This is a genomic window from Pseudomonas sp. MWU12-2029, from assembly GCF_023242425.1.
GTDB classification, from domain to species: domain Bacteria; phylum Pseudomonadota; class Gammaproteobacteria; order Pseudomonadales; family Pseudomonadaceae; genus Aquipseudomonas; species Aquipseudomonas kribbensis.
Genome location: NZ_JALJDY010000017.1, coordinates 1 through 16,613, shown reverse-complemented (window position 1 = coordinate 16,613; position 16,613 = coordinate 1). Strand labels below are relative to the sequence as shown.

At 62.1% G+C, this 16,613-nt stretch carries 13 protein-coding genes; 2 read left to right on the top strand and 11 right to left on the bottom strand.

The features are described 5' to 3' along the window. Positions 1–16: 16 nt before the first annotated feature. The 7 genes from M5B44_RS27840 to M5B44_RS27810 all read right to left on the bottom strand — a co-directional run bounded on the left by M5B44_RS27840 (position 17) and on the right by M5B44_RS27810 (position 9,316). A complete protein-coding gene (locus tag M5B44_RS27840; RefSeq protein ID WP_248741226.1) occupies positions 17–1,312 on the bottom strand; it encodes an NAD(P)/FAD-dependent oxidoreductase in 1,296 nt (431 codons plus the stop codon). After that, positions 1,309–1,986, bottom strand: coding sequence for a S8 family serine peptidase (locus M5B44_RS27835; RefSeq protein WP_248741225.1), 678 nt, complete (start codon positions 1,984–1,986; stop codon positions 1,309–1,311). Before M5B44_RS27835 ends, M5B44_RS27840 begins: the two co-directional genes overlap by 4 nt. Continuing rightward, entirely contained in the window at positions 1,976–3,694 is a 1,719-nt protein-coding gene (locus tag M5B44_RS27830; protein ID WP_248741224.1) for an ABC transporter ATP-binding protein, read from the bottom strand. Before M5B44_RS27830 ends, M5B44_RS27835 begins: the two co-directional genes overlap by 11 nt. Beyond that, entirely contained in the window at positions 3,694–5,598 is a 1,905-nt protein-coding gene (locus tag M5B44_RS27825) for a sigma-54-dependent Fis family transcriptional regulator (protein WP_248741223.1), read from the bottom strand. The genes M5B44_RS27830 and M5B44_RS27825 overlap by 1 nt, the downstream gene beginning before the upstream one ends. Before the next feature lie 117 nt (positions 5,599–5,715). After that, entirely contained in the window at positions 5,716–6,741 is a 1,026-nt protein-coding gene (locus tag M5B44_RS27820; protein WP_248741222.1) for a histone deacetylase family protein, read from the bottom strand. A 3-nt stretch (positions 6,742–6,744) separates the two neighbouring features. Further along, complete coding sequence (locus tag M5B44_RS27815; protein WP_248741221.1) at positions 6,745–7,983, bottom strand: Zn-dependent hydrolase; 1,239 nt, start codon at positions 7,981–7,983, stop codon at positions 6,745–6,747. Between the two features lie 22 nt (positions 7,984–8,005). Further along, on the bottom strand, positions 8,006–9,316 hold the full coding sequence (locus tag M5B44_RS27810) for an MFS transporter (protein WP_248741220.1): 1,311 nt from the start codon (positions 9,314–9,316) through the stop codon (positions 8,006–8,008). A gap of 163 nt (positions 9,317–9,479) precedes the next feature. Between M5B44_RS27810 and M5B44_RS27805 the strand changes: the two genes are divergently transcribed. Next, entirely contained in the window at positions 9,480–10,415 is a 936-nt protein-coding gene (locus M5B44_RS27805; RefSeq protein WP_248741219.1) for a LysR family transcriptional regulator, read from the top strand. Here M5B44_RS27805 and M5B44_RS27800 read toward each other — a convergent pair. From M5B44_RS27800 to M5B44_RS27790, 3 genes are read right to left on the bottom strand one after another with little or no spacing between them, the layout of a single operon-like run. After that, positions 10,409–11,338 (bottom strand): 2-hydroxyacid dehydrogenase, encoded by a 930-nt coding sequence (locus tag M5B44_RS27800; RefSeq protein WP_248741218.1) that lies wholly within the window; start codon positions 11,336–11,338, stop codon positions 10,409–10,411. The genes M5B44_RS27805 and M5B44_RS27800 overlap by 7 nt on opposite strands. Continuing rightward, positions 11,335–12,090, bottom strand: a complete 756-nt coding sequence (locus M5B44_RS27795) for a class II aldolase/adducin family protein (RefSeq protein WP_248741217.1) — start codon at positions 12,088–12,090, stop codon at positions 11,335–11,337. Before M5B44_RS27795 ends, M5B44_RS27800 begins: the two co-directional genes overlap by 4 nt. Beyond that, positions 12,087–13,388: an MFS transporter gene (locus M5B44_RS27790; protein WP_248741216.1), complete on the bottom strand. Its 1,302-nt coding sequence runs from the start codon at positions 13,386–13,388 to the stop codon at positions 12,087–12,089. The genes M5B44_RS27795 and M5B44_RS27790 overlap by 4 nt, the downstream gene beginning before the upstream one ends. Before the next feature lie 144 nt (positions 13,389–13,532). Between M5B44_RS27790 and M5B44_RS27785 the strand changes: the two genes are divergently transcribed. After that, positions 13,533–14,492, top strand: coding sequence for a LysR family transcriptional regulator (locus M5B44_RS27785; RefSeq protein WP_085686878.1), 960 nt, complete (start codon positions 13,533–13,535; stop codon positions 14,490–14,492). A gap of 12 nt (positions 14,493–14,504) precedes the next feature. Here M5B44_RS27785 and mrdA read toward each other — a convergent pair whose 3' ends face one another. After that, positions 14,505–16,397 carry a penicillin-binding protein 2 gene (gene mrdA, locus M5B44_RS27780; protein WP_085713108.1) on the bottom strand — a complete coding sequence of 631 codons (1,893 nt, stop codon included), beginning with the start codon at positions 16,395–16,397 and terminating at the stop codon, positions 14,505–14,507. Between the last annotated feature and the right edge of the window lie 216 nt (positions 16,398–16,613).

Sequence of the window (16,613 nt, the reverse complement as noted above, 5' to 3'; positions counted from 1 at the left end):
TGACTGGGCTCATGGCTCAGGGTTTGAAACCCTGAGCCAACAGCCACCCGCGAACGGCTCGCCCCTGCTCTAACGTCAACCCCGCCAACACCTGATCCGCTGGCTCATCGCACAACCGCCGCACCAGCGGCGCCAGTTCCACGCCTTGCACATGCCAGATCCCCAGCGGCTGATCCGCCGTGATCACCACCTCGGTTTCATCGACAAACCCGTCACGCAACACCGGCATCCGCTCGATGCGCAGCGCGGCAAAATCCGCTGCCGCATGGGCCATTTCAACGTCGGGCCACTGTCGCCGTGCTTGCCAAAACGGCTGATCGAGCCAGCGCTTTTCATCGGCATAAAAGTCTCGACCTATCCGCGCAAAGCGAAGGAACAACTGCTCAACTCGCTGACGGTGAAAACGCTGCGCCAGCAACGCCCGCTCAGGTTTGCGCAACAGTGTGTTGATCACCAATGGCGCCTGCAAAGCCGAGGACAACGACTGAAAAATCCCGTTGCCGGACAGCGGGTCCACTGCCATCGCCGCGTCGCCGACACGAATCCAGTTATCAGCGCAGACCTGTGACGCGAGAATCGCAGTGCTGCTGCGAGCGTGCAGTTGCAACGCCGATTCCTGCCCGCCGGCAAAGAACGCTTGAGCAAAATCCGAGGCCTGACGCCGCGCGCGGCAGTAATCGAGCAACTGCGCCTTACCCGGCAACCCGGCACTGGCTACGTCCACGGTCCATTGCCAATAACATTGGCCGTCATCACGCCGCGCCATCCACGCCCAACCGTCTTCAAGGCTCTCCACGGCACTGGCCGTCACACCCGGCGCACCCTGCCAGCGATTGAGCAGGCTGACCGTCTCCGGCCCGCGCAGACCTTTGCCGGATGCCCGCGCCTGTCGCCCCCGGGCCTCCACCAGGAAATCCGCCGTCAGCAGATGACCGCCATCGAGCTCGACCCGATGACCGTCCGCCGAGGACTGAACATTCAGGATTCGCCCTTCAACCACCTCGACTCCGGCCGACCGCAGATCTTCACGCAAACCACGATCGAAAGTCGGACGATCCAGCAGAAACTCGATGTTCTGCGCATGCTGCTGGCCGTTCCATGAAACCTGCCTTTGGGACGGCAACGTGGCATTCGCCAAAGCATGATTCAACCCGGCACCGCGCAACACCTCCAGCACCCGTTGCGACACGCCTTCGAGCGCCGCAAACCGCCGCCATTCGCTGACCAGCGTCACGGCGTAACCCAGCCGCCGCAGCCCCAACGCCACCGCCGCGCCAGCCGGCCCGGCACCGAGAATCAGGATCGCAGTCATGGGCCGAAACGCCGTTCAGGGCCGCGATAACGAGCATGCTGTTTTAGCCAATCGATCACTTCAGCGTTGCTCGCCTGCGGATGCTCCAGCAGATAGCCGGCGATGTGACCGCTCAACGCTGCACAGCCCAGGCTTGCCCCGGACTGCCCCGGATAGGTGCCATGCACACACGCGGCAAAATCCGCCTGCGCACTGTCGAGCCATGACCATTGTTCATCGGTGCAACGGGCATCGCCGGTCACCCGCAACACTTGCGGATAACTGGCCGGAAACACCGCTGCGCCCTGCGCCGGACTCGACGCACACAACAGAACACCACGGGTCACCGCCGCCGCGCAGGCCTCGCGCAACAGGCTGCGATCCTGACGCAAACCCAGGCTCAGATTGATCAGTCGTACGTCCCGCGCGACCAGCCAATCGATGGCCGCAGAAATCTGCAGGGCACTGGTGACGCCGCGCTGATCGAACACCTGAGCCACGCAGATTTGCGCGGCGGGTGCGCGACGGCTGATCGCTTCGATCACCGCGCTGCCATGCCCGAGGGGATCCTCGCGCAGTTCCGATTCCGCCAGCCCGTCCTCCAGTAACGAGAACCGCCGCCCGGCAATCACCTGCACCCGTTGCGCCGCCGAGTGCCCGCTGTCGACCACACCGATACGCAATTCAGGCTTCATGCAGCACCGTCTTCGAAATGAGCACACCGTCGAGCAATTCGAAACGCAGATCGGCATCGGCCAGGGTCGACGGACGATGGCTGATCAAAATCCGCGTGCGCCCGGCAAACAATCGGTCGATGGCTTCGATCACCTCGCGCTCGGTGGCTTCATCGACGGCCGAAGTGGCTTCGTCGAGCACCAGAATCAGCGGATCCTGCAACAACGCCCGCGCTATCGCGATGCGCTGTTTCTGCCCGCCGGACAACTGCTGACCGCGCTCGCCCAACGGGCTGTCGAGGCCTTCGGGCAGCGACGCGATCAGGCTGTCGAGTTGCGCCATCCGTGCGACCTCGGCGATGGCTGCGCGGCTGGCGTCCGGCACCGCGTAGGCCAGGTTGTCGGCGAGGCTGCCGCGAAACAGCACGATGTCCTGACTGACCACGGCGATGCGTCGGCGCAGCTCGAATAGCTCCAGTTCACGCAGATCCACTTCGCCGAGCAGCACCTGCCCGGCCTGAGGATCGTGATGCCGTTGCAGCAGATCGATCAACGTCGATTTGCCGACGCCGGAGCCGCCGCTCAAGGCGACTTTCAGACCGTAGGGAATCGTCGCTTCGATGCCGCTCAATGTGCTCGGGCGACCCGGATGGCTGAAGTGCACCGCGTCGAAACGCAGTTCGCCCGAGGTCGGAAACGGTTTTGGCGTATCCGGCGAAAACACTGTGGGTTCCTCACCACGCAACTCCATGACCCGCCCCAGACTGACGGTCATGCGCTGGATCGCCACGTACAGCCCCAACAGGCTCTGCACCGGCCCGACCGCCATCCCCAGATAGGTGGAAAACGCGATCAGCGCACCGAGTTGCCAGGTGCCCTGCACCACCCAATAACCACCGATCAAAAACGCGCAGGCACGGGACAGCGACGTCAACGTGCCGGGCACGGCCTGAGTGAAAAACTCGGTGACCTGCAGGCGCAGCAACTGGTTCATATAGCCCTGCCCGAGGTTTTCCAGACGTCGTGCTTCACGCTGCTGCTGGCCGGCGGACTGGATGAATTTCATCACCGGAAGGGTCTCGACCATGAACGACGACATGTCCGCCGAACGCTCGCGCAACTGCCGCACATCGCGCTCGACCTTGCGCCGCATCCAGCGCAGCCACAACACATCGAGCGGGATCAGCACCAGCGCCAGCAGCGAGAGTTTCCACGACAGCGTGAACAGCATCGCGATCGCGACCACCAGGCCGATCACGCTCGATACCGCCGAGAACAACGAGTCCACGGCGAAGCGCTGAATCTCCGCCACATCACCGTCGAGCCGCGACATCAGATCGCCGATCCGCCGCTGGCCGTAGAAGCTCGGCGACAGTTTCTGCAAATGCCGGTAGAGGTCGTCACGCAGGGCAAACAGAATCCGCCCGGACAGGCGCGTGTGCAGATAACGGTTGATTCCCGACAACGCCGTGCCGAGCAGGCCGGCGATAATCATCAACACCGCGATCAGCACCAGCATCGGGAAGTTGCGCGCCAGCAGCCCGTCGTCGATCAACAGCTTGACCAGCCACGGCTGCACCAGCACCAGCAACGAGGCGCACACCGACAGTCCGAGCAAACCGGCAATCGCCAACCGTTGCGGCCGCACGAACCCATAGAGCCATTGCAACGCCGCCTGCAGCGCGGCGGGGTTGTGACTGTCGATCAGCCGCACGAACAGGCGCTGCATCACGAGCGCAACTGTTTGAGTTTGCGGTACAGGGTCGCGCGGCTGATGCCAAGGGCGTCGGCCGCAGCCGAAACGTTACCCTGATGGGTATCGAGGGACTGGCGAATCATCTCCAGCTCGTTCTCGCGAATGCTACCGGTCTGGGGTTTCTCGCTGGCAGAGAGTTCGTCGAGCATGCTGTCGGGCAGGTGATCGAGGGTCAGCACGGTTTCACCGGGTTCGCGCATGGCCAAAGCGGTGCGCAAGACCATTTCCAGTTGGCGGATGTTGCCCGGCCAGTGATAACCCGCGAGCAGGCGATTGAGGTCGTCGTGCAACACGGCGTTCGGCGCGTCGAGTTTGCCCAGCAGGCGAGTGACCAGCGCGGCGAAATCATCGCGCTCACGCAGGGCCGGAAGCATCACGCTGATGCCGTTGACCCGGTAGAACAGATCCTCCCGGAATTGCTTGTCCTCGACCTGACGCTTGAGGTCGCGGTGGGTGGCGCAGATCAGCGCGACGTCGATGTCCTGCTCTTCTCCGGCCCCCAGTGGCGCGACTTTGCGATCTTGAAGAACGCGCAGCAGACGCGCCTGCAAGGCCAGCGGCATGTCGCCGATTTCATCGAGGAACAACGTGCCGCCATGGGCTTGTTGCAGTCGCCCGATCATCCCGCCACGACGCGACCCGGTGAACGCGCCTTCGCGGTAGCCGAACAGTTCCGACTCGATCAGGCCTTCGGGAATTGCCGCGCAGTTCACGGCTACAAAGGGTTTGTCGCTGCGGCTGCCGGCCAGGTGCAGGGCACGGGCGATCACTTCTTTACCGGTGCCGGTTTCGCCGAGCAACAGCACCGGCAACTCATTGGCCAGACCTTGGCGGGCCATGCGCAGAGCTCGGGCATAACGGGCGTTGTTGCCGGCCAGTGCTTCCAGATCCGGTTGCGCCTTGGCAGTTTTCGCCACGCTGCGCGGCGGGCCGCCGAGGTTGACCGAGCGCGCCGGGGCTCGCAGGGTCTTGTAGAAAAATTCGCCCTTGGCGGTCTGCACACTGCCGACGCCGCCCTGTTGCAGACGAGTCAGCAATTGCACGCCATCGACCCCGAGGAACTCCTCACAGCGCTTGCCGACCAATGCAGAACGCTCGGCCCGCAGCAACTGACAGGCCTGGGCACTGACCGCCAGAATCTGCCCGCCGAGACTCACTGCCAGCAGACCTTGCCACGGCGATTCCAGATACTGCCGGCGACTGTGAAACGCCAGGACGATCTGATCGGGAAAACTGTTGTTGAACACTCGGCTCTCGATCTGGCTGACCGCCATGCTCAGCAGCGCGGTGCTGTCATGGACGCGGCCGAGCGGGCCTTCGCGGGTCAGGTCGAGGACGCCGAGAATTTCGCCTTGGGGGCAATGGATCGGCACCGAGGTGCAGGAAAAATCCGTGAGGCGGTCGAGGTAATGTTCACCGCAATCGATCAGGGTCGGCCGCGCTTCCACCAGTGCCGTGCCGAGGGCGTTGGTGCCGCGTGCGGCTTCGCTCCAGCAGGCGCCGAGGGTGATGTCCTGCAAACCGCTGCCCTTGAGCCGGTCGGCACGTCCTTCGACCGCGAGAATGGTGGCGTCGGAATTGGCGAGGATGATCAGGCCTTCCTTGCCCTGACGCTCGGCCAGGTAATCGATGGCCGGAATCGCCGCATCGATCAGCAGACGATTGCTCGCCAGCAACACATCGAGACTCGCGCTCGATTCCAGCGCCAGCTCATGCTTGCCGTTGAAATGCACGCCGTGGCTCAGGCTGCGCCGCCACGAAGCATCGATCTCCGCACGCAACACGCCATCCGGGACCTGCCCTTCGAGATGGAGTTTTTCCCGGGCCAGCCGGGCTTCGTGGTGAGACTTGGGATCGGTTGTTTTTATTAGAGTCATCAAGCGCTCCGGAGCGGTCCGCTTTGCGCTTTTTCACATCAGCGCCCTGACGCCAATGTTTACGTTAACGTCAGGGCGATGGCAAGCACCACAGGGCGCTTCGTCAGGTGGATCGTCTCAGCGCCGCCACACCTCGGCATTCACGAAAAACGCCCGGGCGTTGTCTTCGAGACTTTCCAGGTGATAGCCACCTTCCTGCACGATCAGGCATGGCAGGCCAAGGCTGCGAATGCGCTCACCCAGTGTTGCAAAGCCTTCACGGGTCACGGCGACTTTGCTTTGCGGGTCCAGTTCATAGATATCGAAGCCCAGCGACAGCACCAGCACCTCGGCGCCGAACTCGCGCACCGCGCTCAACGCAACTTCCAGTTGCCCGAGGAAATCCGCTTCGCTTGAACCATGGGCCATCGGCAGGTTGAGGTTGAAGCCCTCCCCCGCACCGCTGCCGCGTTCGTCGGCAAACCCGGCGACGCCGGGATAGAAGTTGGTCGGATCGCCATGCACCGAAACGTAGAGCACGTCATCACGATCGTAGAAGATCTCCTGAATGCCTTGGCCATGGTGCATGTCGGTGTCGAGCACCGCGACCTTTTCGAACTTGTCGCGCAACACCTGCGCCGCTACCGCTGCGTTGTTCACGTAACAGAAACCACCCGCCGCTTCGGCCCGGGCATGGTGCCCCGGTGGACGGCACAGTGCATACGCTGCCGGTTCACCATCGATCAGCGCCTGCGCCCCGGCCACTGCGCTTTGCGCCGACCAGTAGGCCGAACGCCAGGTCTGCTCACCGACCGGGCAACTGCCGTCCGCCAGATAGCGCGCCGCCTGGGCAAGGATGCCGCGCAAGGCGTTGGGCTCGCGGACGAAGATGTTCGACATCACCTCATCGCCCCAGTCTTCGGGGATTTCCTTCCAGCGTGCATGCGCTTCCTGAAGGAACGTCAGATAAGGCGCGCCATGCACAGCCAGCAATGGGGCGAGGCCGGCATCGGCGGGCTGCTCGACACTAAAGCCCAGACCGTGAGCGGCTTGCACCAGACGCTGAGCGCGCTCGGGGACTTCCTGCGGCGTGCGCATCTGCCCGCGCGAGTAATAGCTGCGCGGATGGTGGAGCAATTGTTCGGGATGGAAAAAGCTGCGCATGCTTCAGACTCCTTGTTCGATTCGACCGGCGCGGGCCAGCACGGCGTTGAGCAAAACATCGGTGCCCTGCTTCACGTCTTCGGGCAACACATCTTCGGCCTCGTTGTGGCTCAAACCACCGACGCACGGGATGAACACCATCGCCGTCGGGCAGTAGCGCGCCAGATGAATCGCGTCATGCCCGGCACCGCTGACAATCGACTGCTGAGCGTAGCCCAGCGCATCCACCGCCTCTTGCACTGCCGCCACGCATTCGACGTCGAACGGCGTGGCCGGACTGATCCAGTGCGGGGTGATGGTCAGGTTCAGGCCTCGTCCATCGGCAATCGCCTGCAACCGGGCGCGGACTTGTTGCTCCATGGCGGCAATGGCGTCGTCGCGGTGATGACGCAGATCGACGGTGAAATTCACCAGCCCCGGAATGGTGTTGCGCGAAGACTTGTTGATGCTCAGTTCCCCAACCGTGGTCAGGCCTTCCGGCGCAAAATCCGTGGCCAGACCTTCGATTGCCTGGATCATCCGCGCCACGCCGTACAGCGCGTCTTTGCGCAGCGGCATCGGCGTGGTGCCGGCGTGGGCGGCCATGCCTTCCACACGCACGTCGAGCCAGCGGATCGCCTGACCGCCCGTGACCACGCCAATGCTCTTGGCGTTGTCTTCAAGGATCGGACCTTGTTCGATGTGCGCTTCAAAATACGCATCCACCGCGCCGCCCAACGGACGCTCACCGGCGTAACCGGTACGCTGCAAAGCATCCGCAACGCTAATGCCATTTGCATCACGAACAGCCAGCGCAGTGCTTAGATCCATGATTCCGGTGAACACTGCCGAGCCGAACATGGCCGGGGTGAAGCGTGCGCCTTCTTCGTTGGTCCACACCGCCACTTCCAGCGGTTTGCGGGTCTGGATGTTCAGGTCGTTGAGGCAACGCACCACTTCCAGCCCGGCGAGCACGCCGTAGACGCCATCGAAACGCCCGCCCTCGGGCTGGGTGTCGAGGTGACTGCCCATCATCACCGGCGCGGCGTCCGGATCGGTGCCGGCACGACGGGCAAACAGGTTGCCGATGGCGTCAACGCTCAAGGTCATGCCGGCTTCGCGGCACCAATGGGCGAACAATTCGCGACCGGCCTTGTCTTCGTCGCTCAGCGCCAGACGGCAACTACCGCCACGGGCGGTCGCACCGATTTCGGCCATGGCCATCAGGCTCGCCCACAGGCGTTCGCCATTGATTTTCAACATGAGGTTCTCCTGAAATTCCGGGTTAGGCACGGGCCATTTCCGCGCGATGGGCGCTGGCGTGACGACGGGCGAGGGACAGTACGCAGACCAGCGAGATACTGGCGATCAGGCTGTAGAACACTGCCATCGGCCACCATTGCCCGGTGAACTTGTGCGCCAGCATCGTGCCGATCAGCGGCGTCAGGCCGCCGGCCACCGCGCCGCAAATCTGATAGGCCAGGGAGATCGCGGTGTAGCGCACGCGGGTCTCGAACATGCCGCTGACGTAACCGGCGATCACCGCGTAGAACGAGGCCATGCACACCACCGCCAGCGCAATGCCGAGGATGATCAGCGGCGCCTGGGCCGAGCTGACCAGCACGAACATCGGATACGGCGAGGCCATCGCCAGCAGCGACACCAGGCACAGGAAACGCGTGGCGCCGATCTTCTCCGCCGTCCATGCGGCCAGCGGCTGAATGCAGAATTGAATGATCGCGACGAAAAACAGGCATTCGAGAATCAGCGAACGTGGCAGCGCCAGTTGCTGAGTGGTGTACGCGATCATGAAGGTGTTGGTGAAATACACCCCGGCGATGCCCAGCGTGTTGGCGCCGATGCACAGCAGCAGCGGACGCCACGCGGTGCGCAACACTTCCATCACCGGCGCCTGTTCTTTCTTGATTTGCTTGGTGGCCTGCTCGCGGCTGGCGAGGAATTCCGGCGACTCGTTCACGCCCAGACGAATCGCCAGACCCACCAGCAGCAACAGCGCACTGGCGAGGAACGGCAGGCGCCAGCCCCAGCTCATCAGGTCTTCTTCCGGCAAACGGGTCACGGCACTGAAAGCCAACAGCGACAGGATCAAACCCGCCGGGCTGCCCAGTTGCGCAAACGAAGCAAAGAAATTGCGCCGGCCCTTCGGCGCATGTTCGCCGGCCATCAACACCGCCCCGCCCCACTCGCCGCCGACGGCAATGCCCTGGACGATGCGCAGCAGAATCAGCAGTACCGGTGCCGCCGCGCCGATCTGCGCGTAGGTCGGTAGCAGACCGATGCACACCGTCACTACGCCCATCATCAGTAGCGTGATGATCAGGGATTTCTTGCGGCCGATACGGTCGCCGATGTGGCCAAAAATGATCCCGCCTAACGGCCGGGCGAAGAAGCCCACGGCGAAGGTGCCGAACGCAGCCATGGTGCTGAACAGCGGATCGTCGGAGGGAAAGAACAACGCGCCGAACACCAGCGCGGCGGCGGTGGCGTAGATGTAAAAGTCGTACCACTCGATCATGGTGCCGATGAAGGCTGCGGCCGCCGCACGGCGCGGCTGGTTCGAAGCGTGGGGCTTCATGGGGTCGGGCTCCTTTGATTGTTTTTCTGGCAGGAGGGAAACGGCAAATCCGAGGCGCTCTGACGGCGCCTGTCTGAGGGTGATTTATCGTTCCGGGGCTATGATTAGTCAATTTTCTATTTATTATTCCGACTATTACCCAGCCTTATAATCGAGAAATCCCATGGCCGAACGCGACGTCCAGCGCCTGCTCAACGACCGCCTCGACTGGAACCTGCTGCGCACCTTCCGGGTGATCGGCCAGGAGCTGAGCATCAGCCGCGCCGCCGCGCGTCTGCACCTGACGCAACCGGCGGTGAGCCAGGCGCTCAAGCGTCTGGAGGAGCAACTGGGTCGCCAGTTGATTGCCCGACGCGGTCCGCGCTTTGCCCTCACCGAAGTCGGCGAGCAGATCTTCGAACTGGCCGGCGAGATCTACGGGCAGATGTCCCAGGTCAGCAGCCTGCTGGAACAACCGGCCGACGAAGTGATCGGCAAGGTGCGGCTGCTGATCATTAGCCGGATATTTTCCGAGCGCTTCGATGACTTCCTCGCCGACTTTCACCGGCAGTATCCACGGGTGGATCTGGAGGTCGATGTGATGCGCAGTTCGGACATCGTCAGCGCCCTGCAAGAGAAAACCGCAACCCTCGGCCTGAGCCTTAATCGCCGCCCGCAACCGCGTCTGGAACAGCGTCTGTTCCTGCGTCAGCGCTACGCGTTTTTCTGCGGCAAACACCACGCGTTGTTCGGCCGACAGGACATCGGCGAAGGCGATCTGCAGCGGGAGAATTTCGTCAGTTTCACCAGCGACCAGATTGGCGGGATGCTCTCGCCGCTGACGATTTTTCGCGATCAACAGGGTTTCAGCGGACGCATCGTCGCCTCATCGCCGAGCCTGGAAGAAGTGCGGCGACTGGTGATCGCCGGATTCGGCATCGGCTGCCTGCCAGAGCACGTGGTGGCGGCGGACGTCGAGGCCGGATTGCTCTGGCGCCTGCCGCCCCATGAAGGGATCGTCGATGTCGACATTCATCTGCTGTGGAACCGCGAGCAGCGCATGAGCCGTGCCGAGACGCTGTTCATCGAACGTTTGCAGGCCTGTCTGGCGGATCAGTAACCGAGCAGCCGATCCGCGCTGTTGAGCAATGGCTCACCAGCATTCAGGCGGCGGAAGTTCTCGGCGATCTGCTCGGCGATGCAGTCATGAGACGCCGCCGAAGCCATGTGCGGGGTGATGGTCACGCCCGGGGTTTTCCACAACGGATGGTCAGCGGGCAGCGGTTCCTGTTCGAACACATCGAGCAGCGCCCCGCGCAGTTTTCCACGGGCCAGTGCCTGCTGCAGATCCTCGATGTTCAGGTGCCCGCCGCGGCCAACATTGACCAGCGCCGCGCCGTTGGCCAATCGTTCGAAGGTCTGGCGATTGAGGATGCCGCGTGTTTCGTGAGTCAGCGGCAACAAGTTGATCAGCAACTCCACGCCGTCGAGAAACGGGTTGAAGGCATCGCTGCCAGCAAAGGTTTGCATGCCCGGCAAATCCTTGCTGCTGCGCGCCCAGCCACGTACGTCGTAACCGGCGCTGGCCAGGTCCTGCGCAATCGCGCTGCCGAGTGAACCGAGCCCCATCACCCCGATCCTGAAATGACTGGCCGGGCGTTGCAGCGGTCGCTCCCAATGCTGCTGACGCTGTTGCTCCAGTACCTGATCGAAGCCGCGATGAAAGTGAATCACTGCCCAGCGCACGTACTCGGTCATGCCCTGGCGATGGCCGGGATCGACCACCCGGCACACCGGCAGGTCCGGGCACGACGGATCGTGCTCCAGATGATCGATGCCGGCGGCGACCGAGTGAATCACTTGCAGATTGGGCAACGCGGCGAGGCTGTCCGGCAGCGGAAACCAGCACGCCGCGATCTGCGCATTCACCGCCCGGGGATCATCGGCCAGTACCGCCGAAAGCTGCGGCGCACGGCGGGCAAAAGCTTCCTGCAATTGTTTGAGCAACAGCGTGTCACGGGACATCAGTGCAACGGTGTTCATGACAGATAGGACTCGCGCTGGGATTCGATCAGGGTCAGTGCGGCCTCCCAGGCCAGGTCGATGATGTTGTCCTGTTCATCGCGGTCGAACTGTTCGGCGGTGTGAGCGCAGACTTCCGGCGACGGGAAATGCAGCTCGCAACCACCGGCCAGCGCCTGAACTTGAGCTTGGCAGGCACGCTCCAGAAAGTGGATTTCCTGGAACGCCTGGGCCACGCTCGAACCGCCGACCAGCAACCCGTGATTGCGCAGGATCATCGCCCGGTGCGAGCCGAGATCGGCGATCAAGCGCTCGCGCTCATCCAGCGACAGCGCGATGCCTTCGTAGGTGTGGTAAGCGAGTTTTCCGTAGAACTTCAGCGCGTGCTGACTGATCGGCAGCAGGCCTTGTTTCTGCGCGGCGACGGCCATGCCGGCGGCGGTGTGGGTGTGAATCACGCAGTTCAGATCCGGTCGGGCCATGTGGATTGCCGAGTGGATCACGAAGCCGGCGGCATTGACCCGATGCCCTGCATATTCAGGGTCGACGATGCGCCCGTCCTGATCGATGCGCACCAGATCGGAGGCGCGCATGCGATCGAAGATCACGCCGTAGCGGTTGATCAGGAAATGATGCTCCGGCCCCGGAATCCGCAGGGTGATGTGAGTGTCGATCAGGTCGGTCATGCGAAAATGCGCGATCAAGCGATACAGCGCGGCGAGCTCGCAACGGGCTTGCCATTCGATCGGGTCAATGTGGGCGGGCTTACTCACGAATACACCTCTTTGCTTGTGTGAAGGACGACCGGGTTGGCCCGCAGACGCGCGAGGCCACAGACACCGATCAGGGAAAGAGCGGACAGCAGCGTGAAGAACACCGCCAACGGCAGCCATTGCCCGGAAAACTTGCTGGCCAGCAGCGTGCCGATCAGCGGCGTGGTGCCGCCGGCGACCGCGCAGCTCAATTGGTAGGCGATGGAAATGCCCGAGTAGCGCAGATGCACCGGGAACGCCTGGGTCATGTACCCGGCGATCACCGCGTACAGGGCCGAGAGGATCACCACCGCGACCGCAATGCCGAGGGTCATCAACAGGATGTTCTGAGTGCCGACCAGCAGGAACATCGGGTACGGCGTGACCATGCACAGCAATGCGACCAGCATCAGGAATCGCCCTTCGCCGATGCGTTCGGCCAGCAACGCCGACAACGGTTGCGAAAGCAATTGGATGATCGTTACCAGGAACAGGCAGTCGAGAATGGTCGCTCGTGGAATGCCTTGGTATTGGGTGACGTAGGTGATCATGAAGGTGTTGGTGAAAAAGAATCCCGCCGAGCCGATGGTCACGGCGGCGGCCGCGAACAGGATCTGTCGCCAGCACTGACGAATCACGTCCTTCACCGGGTATTGCGCGGTTTCGTTATTGTCCCTGGCCTTGGCGAATTCCGGCGATTCATGCACACCGGAGCGAATCATCAATCCGACCATCATCAGTACGCCACTGGCGAGAAACGGCAGACGCCAGCCCCAGGCGAGAAAGTCTTCCGGCGACAGCGACGTGACCAGACGGAAGGCGATCAGCGCCAACAGCAAACCCGCCGGACTGCCGAGCTGGGCGAACGAGGCATAGAAGGTCTTGCGTTTGGCCGGGGCGTGTTCACTGGCCATCAACACCGCCCCTCCCCACTCGCCACCGACGGAGATTCCTTGGATCAGGCGCAGCGCGATCAACCCGATGGGCGCCCAGATGCCGACGCTGGCATAACTCGGCAACAGACCGATGCCAGCGGTGGCCAGGCCCATCAGTGCCATGGTCACCAGCAACATTTTTTTGCGACCAAGGCGATCGCCCAAATGGCCGAACACCATGCCGGCCATCGGGCGGGCGATGAAACCAACGGCGAAACTGCCGAATGCGGCGAGCGTGCTGGTCACCGGGTCGCTGCTGGGAAAGAACACTTGCCCGAGCACCAGCGCCGCGGCGGTGGCATAGATGTAGAAATCGTAGAATTCGATGGTCGTGCCAATGAAGGCAGCGGCCGCGGCGCGACGCGGCTGAGCGGTGGTGTGCATGCAAGAACCCTGTGTATTTATAGTTTTGGGCAGGTGTCGAGGCGGCTGACGGTCGCGCTCTGTGGCGCTTGTGGGCTTTATCGCTTCCGTGACAGGATTAGTCAATTTTCAAAAACTTATCTTTACTATTAGCGTGGCTACTGCATGAGCTCTTCCTCGAATCCCTGGGTTGGCCGACGTTTTCTCAACGACCGGCTCGACTGGAACCTGCTGCGCACTTACCTGGTGATCGGCCAGGAAGGCAGCATGAGTCGCGCCGCCGCGCGATTGCACATCACCCAGTCGGCGGTCAGCCAGGCGTTGAAACGTCTTGAGGAACAGCTGGATTGTGTGTTGATTGCGCGCAGCGGACGACGCTTTGATCTGACGGAAACCGGGGAGGAAGTCCTGCGGATTGCGGCGGATATCTACGGTGATATTTCCCGTTTGGGCACCGTCGTCGAGAACCGCCATGACGATGTTGTCGGCAAGATCCGCATCCTCACCGTCAGTGGTGTACAGGCGCGGCATTACGACGAGTTTCTTGCGGATTTCCACGAAACTCACCCGAAAATCGAGCTGGAAGTCGAAGTGATGGGCAGCTCGAACATAATCAGTTCACTGCTGCAGAAGACCGCTACGGTCGGCGTCGGTTTATGTCGCCTGCCACAGCCCCGACTGGAGCAACGGGTGCTTTTTCGTGAGCGCTATGCGTACTTTTGCGGGCAGCGGCATCGACTGTTCGGACAACAGAATCTGACGCTGGAACAACTGGCGGCGGAGAATTTTGTCAGCTTCACCAGCGATCAGCTCGGCGGCAATCTTTCGCCGTTGACGCTGTTTCGTGACCAGCAGGGTTTTACCGGCAAGATCGTCGCCTCCTCTACCAGTTTCGAAGAGATTTACCGCTTGATCTGTGCAGGATTCGGCATTGGCTGTCTGCCGATTCACCTGGTCCGTCGGGATGTTGAACAGGGCTTGCTGTGGCGCTTGCCGCCGGAGGACGGTGTGGTGGATTTCGATATCCAGCTGTTGTGGAATCGCGAACAGAAGATGACTCAGGCGGAAACAGTGTTCCTCGACAGCTTCCAGCACATGCTCAGCTTGCGTGAGCCTGTGCTGTGAAGCCGTGACGGATTACACGTGAGGATCGCCCGGCGCCTTGGTCGGCGCCGCGTACTGCGGCTTGAGGTGACCGTCCTGGTCGAGTAGCCAGGCGTCCATGATCTGCCGTACCACGGGACCTGCGACTCGGCCACCGGCCTCGCCGTTCTCGATCATTACCGAGATCGCGATCTTCGGATGTTCGGCCGGGGCAAACCCGACGAACAGAGCGTTGTCACGATGGCGCTCGAGGGTTTTCTCGCGGTTGTAGCGCTCACCCTGCTTGATCGCCACCACCTGCGCCGTACCACTCTTGCCGGCGATGCGGTATTGCGCACCGGCTGCAGCGGCGCGGGCGATACCTCGGGCGTCGTGCATCACCATCTGCATGCCGTGGTTGACCTGATCCCAGTCACGTGGATCCTTGAGCAGGATGTTTGGCATCGGGTGTTCGTCCACAGGCGGCACACCGTCGACGGTCTTGGCCAGGTGCGGACGATTCCAGACGCCCTTGTTGGCGATCAGCGCGGTGGCCTGAGCCAATTGCAGCGGCGTGACCTGCATGTAGCCCTGGCCGATGCCGAGAATCACTGTCTCACCGGGGAACCAGGCCTGGCGTCGAGTGGCGCGCTTCCAGGCCTGGGAAGGCATCAGGCCGGGAGACTCTTCGAACATGTCCAGCGAGACTTTCTCGCCGAGGCCGAACATCGCCATGTAGTCGTGCAGGCGATCGATACCCAGCTTGTGCGCCAGGTCGTAGAAGTAGGTGTCGTTGGAGCGCATGATCGCCGCATCCATGTCCACCCAGCCATCGCCGCTGTGGTTCCAGTTGCGGTACTTGTGGTCGAAGTCCGGCAACTGGTAGTAGCCCGGATCGAAAACGCGGGTTTGTGGCGTGACCACGCCGGCATCGAGCCCGGCAATTGCCACCTCGGGCTTGATCGTCGAACCGGGCGCGTACAAGCCGCGCAGCACGCGGTTGAACAGCGGTCGGTCGATGGAGTCACGCAGCGCGGAATATTCCTTGGAGCTGATACCGGTCACGAACAGGTTGGGATCGAAGCTGGGATTGCTGACCATGGCCAGTACTTCACCGGTCGAAGGGTCCAGCGCAACCACTGAGCCGCGACGGTCGCCCAGGGCGGCTTCGGCAGCTTCCTGAAGCTTGACGTCGAGGCTCAGGACGATGTTTTTGCCGGGCACTGGATCGGTGTGCTTGAGGACACGCAATACGCGGCCCTGAGCGTTGGTCTCCACTTCCTCGTAACCGACATGGCCGTGCAGTTGCGCTTCGTAGAAACGCTCTACACCCGTCTTGCCGATGGATTGGGTGCCGCGGTACTCGACGGAGTCGAGCGTCTTGGATTCTTTTTCGTTGATGCGACCGACATAGCCGATCGAGTGAGCGAAGTGCGCGCCGAGCGGGTAGTGACGAACGAACTGCGGTTCGACATCCAGCCCCGGCAAGCGGAACTCGTTGACCGCCAGCACGGCAATCTGTTCTTCGGTCAGTTCATAGAACAGGGTCACCGGTGTAAACGGGTGACGCGACTGCTTCATGGCCTTGTCGAAGACCGAACGATCTTCCGCGGGCAGGTGCAGGAGACTGATGACTTCGTCCAGCTCCTGATTGACATCAGTGGCTCGTTCGCGGGTGATGATCAGGTTGTAACTGGGACGGTTGTCGGCCAGCAGCACGCCATTGCGGTCGTAAATCAGCCCGCGTGTTGGGGGGATTGGCAGGACGTGGACGCGGTTGTTTTCGGAGATGGTCGAGTGGTAGTCGAACTCGACCACTTGCAGGATGTACAGACGCACTACCAGTGCACAGCTTATCGCGAAGACGAACAAGGCACAGGCAACCAGCCGTTTGTTGACCAGACGCGTCTCTTTTTCGTGATCCTTGATGGGAATTGGTTCAGGCATTTCTGCAGCAACTCTTTGACAAAATGAGCGCCGATCCGTGGGCGAGACATCAGTCCGTTAAAAACGAGCTGCACCATACCAAAAACCGGGCGGTCATTTCAGAGGGATTTCCCCAGTGGTTACGATCACGACGCCTGGCCCCCTCTTCCAGGATTTTCCTGCGGGCAAAACAAAACCCCAACTGCTTTCGCAATTGGGGTTTCGGAATTTAATCTT

Coding starts and splice junctions, on each gene's coding strand:
- M5B44_RS27840 (WP_248741226.1), bottom strand. CDS start 1,312: ATGACTGCGATCCTGATTCTCGGTGCCGGGCCGGCTGGCGCGGCGGTG.
- M5B44_RS27835 (WP_248741225.1), bottom strand. CDS start 1,986: ATGAAGCCTGAATTGCGTATCGGTGTGGTCGACAGCGGGCACTCGGCG.
- M5B44_RS27830 (WP_248741224.1), bottom strand. CDS start 3,694: ATGCAGCGCCTGTTCGTGCGGCTGATCGACAGTCACAACCCCGCCGCG.
- M5B44_RS27825 (WP_248741223.1), bottom strand. CDS start 5,598: ATGACTCTAATAAAAACAACCGATCCCAAGTCTCACCACGAAGCCCGG.
- M5B44_RS27820 (WP_248741222.1), bottom strand. CDS start 6,741: ATGCGCAGCTTTTTCCATCCCGAACAATTGCTCCACCATCCGCGCAGC.
- M5B44_RS27815 (WP_248741221.1), bottom strand. CDS start 7,983: ATGTTGAAAATCAATGGCGAACGCCTGTGGGCGAGCCTGATGGCCATG.
- M5B44_RS27810 (WP_248741220.1), bottom strand. CDS start 9,316: ATGAAGCCCCACGCTTCGAACCAGCCGCGCCGTGCGGCGGCCGCAGCC.
- M5B44_RS27805 (WP_248741219.1), top strand. CDS start 9,480: ATGGCCGAACGCGACGTCCAGCGCCTGCTCAACGACCGCCTCGACTGG.
- M5B44_RS27800 (WP_248741218.1), bottom strand. CDS start 11,338: ATGAACACCGTTGCACTGATGTCCCGTGACACGCTGTTGCTCAAACAA.
- M5B44_RS27790 (WP_248741216.1), bottom strand. CDS start 13,388: ATGCACACCACCGCTCAGCCGCGTCGCGCCGCGGCCGCTGCCTTCATT.
- M5B44_RS27785 (WP_085686878.1), top strand. CDS start 13,533: ATGAGCTCTTCCTCGAATCCCTGGGTTGGCCGACGTTTTCTCAACGAC.
- mrdA (WP_085713108.1), bottom strand. CDS start 16,397: ATGCCTGAACCAATTCCCATCAAGGATCACGAAAAAGAGACGCGTCTG.